An 883-nucleotide genomic window follows, 5' to 3' on the forward strand; every position below is an offset into this window, starting at 1 on the left:
TGCAGGGCTATGAATTGCAGTTCAAGGGCCGGGAGCGCTCGGCATTCGCCACTATCGGTCGCAAGGATGGGGCCTCGGTTCCCGTGGGTCTGTGGGAAATCCAGGCCAGGGACGAGCGGGCTTTGGATATGTACGAGGGCTTCCCCAGCCACTATTTCAAGCGGGATGTGCAGGTGCAGATGGGTGGTCGTGAGGTCGACGCCATGGTGTATATCATGAATCCGCGCATGAATTTTTATCTGCCCTCGCCCAGCTATTACGCTACCGTGCGTCAGGGCTATAAGGATTGCGGCCTTGATACTGCCGTGCTGGAACAGGCTTTGCAGAGCAGCGCTCAGCACTATTACGATGTTGCTTCGAAGTATCAGCAGCAGTCACTGTTTGATTATGACGAGGATGAACTGGAGGAAGATGAGGATTTGGAGGACGAGGAAGAAGATGAATGGGAGGATGTGGATGACGATGAGGACGAGAGTGAGGGGTATGATTTCCACTTTCATATGTGAGGGGGCGGTAGCGTGAATCGAGTTAAGGAAGTGAAAAAAGCGCTGGGTGCCGAGTATATGTACCAGCGGTTCTTGAGTGACCGAGAAGTGACCCGCCTGCGGCGGCAGATACCTTTGCAGTGTGAGGACACCATCGCCGCCAGCCTGACCGTGGGGTGTATGAAAATCAATGCGGTACTGTTCCAAGAGGACGGCTCCCTGCGGCTGGGCTATGATGTGTACGTCAAGGACTCCCCCGGCTCCTCAGAGTGGATTTGTTTTGACTGCCCCAGCGACCGCGCCAGCTTGAAGGAACAGGATATGCTGGCAGTGCTGGACAGGATCGTCACTGAAAACGGCCTCTCCTATACCGAGTGCTGCTTTGAGCGGTTGGAGGG

Annotated in this window: 2 protein-coding genes; both read left to right on the forward strand. The window is 55.4% G+C overall.

The genetic code is table 11. The features are described 5' to 3' along the window. Nucleotides 1-506, forward strand: a 506-nt coding sequence (locus U8U01_RS17230; RefSeq protein ID WP_322176816.1) for a gamma-glutamylcyclotransferase family protein, incomplete at its 5' end; no start/stop codon positions are given. A 12-nt stretch (nucleotides 507-518) separates the two neighbouring features. After that, nucleotides 519-883, forward strand: a 365-nt coding sequence (locus U8U01_RS17235; RefSeq protein ID WP_367575637.1) for a hypothetical protein, incomplete at its 3' end; no start/stop codon positions are given.

It is taken from the genome of Acutalibacter caecimuris, assembly GCF_034335085.1.
In the GTDB taxonomy this organism is placed as follows: domain Bacteria; phylum Bacillota; class Clostridia; order Oscillospirales; family Acutalibacteraceae; genus Acutalibacter; species Acutalibacter caecimuris.